At 64.4% G+C, this 3,108-nt stretch carries 5 protein-coding genes; 3 read left to right on the top strand and 2 right to left on the bottom strand.

Annotated features, from left to right (window positions below; all coding sequences use genetic code 11):
* The 3 genes from ACE3S9_RS17485 to ACE3S9_RS17475 all read left to right on the top strand — a co-directional run.
* A partial coding sequence (locus tag ACE3S9_RS17485) for a glutathione binding-like protein (RefSeq protein WP_374547763.1) occupies positions 1 to 537 on the top strand: 537 nt, incomplete at its 5' end.
* A gap of 1 nt (position 538) precedes the next feature.
* A complete protein-coding gene (locus tag ACE3S9_RS17480) occupies positions 539 to 1,189 on the top strand; it encodes a uracil-DNA glycosylase family protein (RefSeq protein WP_374547762.1) in 651 nt (216 codons plus the stop codon).
* Positions 1,190 to 1,341: 152 nt separating this feature from the next.
* A complete protein-coding gene (locus ACE3S9_RS17475; RefSeq protein ID WP_374547761.1) occupies positions 1,342 to 1,560 on the top strand; it encodes a hypothetical protein in 219 nt (72 codons plus the stop codon).
* A gap of 44 nt (positions 1,561 to 1,604) precedes the next feature.
* Here ACE3S9_RS17475 and ACE3S9_RS17470 read toward each other — a convergent pair whose 3' ends face one another.
* Both ACE3S9_RS17470 and ACE3S9_RS17465 read right to left on the bottom strand, forming a co-directional pair.
* Positions 1,605 to 2,381, bottom strand: a complete 777-nt coding sequence (locus tag ACE3S9_RS17470) for a TadE/TadG family type IV pilus assembly protein (protein ID WP_374547759.1) — start codon at positions 2,379 to 2,381, stop codon at positions 1,605 to 1,607.
* Positions 2,378 to 3,001: a TadE/TadG family type IV pilus assembly protein gene (locus ACE3S9_RS17465; protein WP_374547758.1), complete on the bottom strand. Its 624-nt coding sequence runs from the start codon at positions 2,999 to 3,001 to the stop codon at positions 2,378 to 2,380. Before ACE3S9_RS17465 ends, ACE3S9_RS17470 begins: the two co-directional genes overlap by 4 nt.
* Positions 3,002 to 3,108 lie beyond the last annotated feature (107 nt).

The following is a 3,108-nucleotide window of genomic DNA, read 5'->3' as shown; positions in this document are numbered from 1 at the left end:
CTTCCCACCGAAACGGTCGATCTCGCCAAAATGGAGCAGATGACGCCCGCCTTCGCGGCGGTCAATCCGCTGCGGCGCATTCCGGCGCTCGAACTCGATTGCGGCGAGATCATCGCCGAATCCATCGCGATCTGCCGCTATTTCGAGGAAATGCAGCCCGAGCCGCCTCTCTTCGGCCGCGACCCGCTGGACAAGGCGCGGGTGGAAATGTGGCAGCGGCGCGTCGAACTGGAATTCTTCTTTCCGGTCGCCCTTGCCTTCCGTCACAGCCATCCGGCCATGATCGAGATGGAAAAGCCGCAGATTCCGCAGCTCGTCGAGCCGAACAAGGCGCGCGCCCTCGCCTTTGCGCGATTCCTCGATTCCGAACTGGCGACGCGCCGCTTTATCGCCGGCGAGACCTTCAGCATCGCCGATATCACGGCCTTGGTGGCGGTGGATTTCACGCGGCCGGCGCGGATCGCCTTGCCGGACGACCTCGTCCATCTCGCGCGCTGGCGCGCCGAGGTTTCGGCGCGGCCGAGCGCAAAGGCCTGATATGGCGCCTGACGTGGCGGATGCGGCGGCGCTCGCCGCTTTGGTCGCGCGCATAAAAACCTGCCGCATTTGCGTGGAGAAGCCCGACGGCCCGCCTCTGCCGCATGAGCCGCGCCCGGTCCTGCGCGTCTCCGCCACCGCCCGGCTGCTGATCGCCGGTCAGGCGCCGGGCGTGCGCGTCCACGCCTCGGGCCTGCCCTTCGACGATCCTTCCGGCGACAGGCTGCGCCAGTGGATGGGGGTTTCGCGCGAAACCTTCTTCGATACGTCCCGAATCGCCGTCGCGGCCATGGGTTTCTGCTTTCCCGGCCACGATTCCAAGGGCGGCGACCTGCCGCCGCGCCGCGAATGCCGCGCGCGCTGGCACGACGAATTATTCAGCCTGACGCCGCGGATCGAGACGATCCTCGCGCTTGGCCGCGCGGCCCAAAACTATCACAGCGCGCGTCTCGGCCTGGCCCTGCCGAAAAGCGCGCCGCTGGCCGAAGCCGTGCGGCTCAGCGCCGCCGCGCTCGACCGCAAGCCCCGCCTGCTGCTGCTGCCGCATCCGTCGTGGCGCAACAGCGCCTGGCTGAAAAATCATCCCTGGTTCGAGGACGAAATCGTTCCCCTGATCCGGCGCCTCGTCGCGGAAGCGATTTTTCGTCCTTAAAAAGTACATATTCACGAAAATCGTGCTGATTTTGCTTGCGATGTTGCGCTGCGGCAATATGATCAATCCAGTCAATCCTTGCTCACGCGGGCAGGCTCGATGCAATGGGATCCGTCTCCGCCACAGGAAACGAGATCCGCAAGGAAGCCATGATGCGCGCTGGTCAGAAAGTTCGCCTGAAGGCCGCGTCCCCGCTGAAACAGCGGTTGGACCTCCCACCCGGGGCGTTGGGCGCCGTGATCTGCAGCTATCGCCTGTTGCGTGCGTCAGACGCGACCCATCGGCTCGACGTGCAATTCGGGCCGCAGCTCGTCGTCTGGGGCGTCCCGGACGACCAGTTCGAAGCGGTCGACGACGGCCGGGCGGCCTGAGCCGGCCGACGGCCCGCTGCATCACCCCCATCCGCGCGCTTGAATCACGGCATATTGGGCGTACAGGTCACATAATTCGCGGATGAGATCGTTCCGCCCGGCGTCCACTGGATCTGGGAGGCCGCGCCATTGCGCGGCGCCATATAGGTCGTCTGGCTGATCTTGTAGCCGGCGCCGCCATTGGGCGTCTGGTTCCAGGCGAACATGCCGAAGCCGAACGACGGCGCATAAGTATAGTTCACATCGGCGATGATGATGAAACTGTCTGTCGTATTGCCGGTGGCGACGGTCGGCGGATAAAGGCCGACCGGCATCGTGGTCGGACTATTCACGCCATTCGCCGATTGCTGCAGCGTCCCGCATTGCCGCAGCACCGGATTCGGGCCGGACCTGACGCTCCACACCACTTTGGCGACGCAGCATTGCGAACTGCCGCTGGACAGATTGTCGAACACGACCTGCGAAATGGTCATGTTCGGCGAGCCGGCGTTGACGAAGGGATAAAGCACCGCCGCCCAGGCGCTGAAGAAATTCACGAAATCGGAGTCAGTCAGGGTCGGGCTGGTCTGGGCGCCGGTCGGCTGGGTCTGCGACGTCAGATCCGCCAGGGTGCGGGACAGAAGCTGCGTCTTGCGGCTGGCTTCGAGCCCCTGCGCCAACACGACGCAGCCCAGATAGAGCGTCAGCATCATCGGCAGGATCAGGGCGAATTCGACCGCCGCTATGCCCGACCGCCCGCGCCGCAACCGGCGCGCGGCGTGTTTCAGCCGCGCCACGCCCAGGCGAAATCCATTACGAAAAGGCGCGCCGCGCCGGGTCATGGCTCGTTCCTGAAAACGACGGTTGAAAAGATGGCGTGGACGAAGCCCGACCCGTTCGGATTGGTGTAGACCGAGCCCGACGCCTGCCCATAGAAATTGGCCACGCCAGTATTGGTCGGCCCGCTGACGGTAAGGACGGACAGATAGACCGGCATGGGATAGAAGGCCTGAAACAGGACGATCCAGCCTCTCGCCCCCAGATTCACATTGGCCGCCTGGTTGTTGTACCAGCTCTTGCCGATCGACGAGGCCACCGATGCGAAATTGGTCGTGCTCGGATCGAAGGACTGGACGTTCAGCGTGACATTGGCGCATTTGATGAAGGACGGCAGCGCCGGACAGAAGGTCGTGGTCTTGAAGGAAGCGGTGGTCTGGGTCGCGTTGGAGGCGAAGGCATTGACCAGCACCTGCCGCGCCACATTATTGACCGCGTTGTCGAAGGACGCCTGGGCGAAAAAGACGAAGGCCGTCTCGAAGATCGCGCAAAGCAGGCCGAGGAAAGGAACCGCGACCATGGCGAATTCGACCGCCGTCACGCCGCCGCGGCTACGCCCGAACCGCGCCAGCAGGCCGAATGGTTTGGCGCGTCCCTCCGGGCGCCGAGATGCGTCGCGCTCCATTCGAAATCCCCAACCGGCGCGCCCACGGCGCGGGGGCGGCTGACATCATTCTCGACGGGAGAAATTTCCAAGGCGTTACGCCGGGCGAATAAAGATCGCGGTTTCTG

Source organism: Rhodoblastus sp., assembly GCF_041915505.1.
GTDB lineage: Bacteria > Pseudomonadota > Alphaproteobacteria > Rhizobiales > Beijerinckiaceae > Rhodoblastus.
The sequence above is the reverse complement of the archived record's forward strand: the minus strand, read 5'-3'. Positions and strand labels throughout refer to the sequence as shown.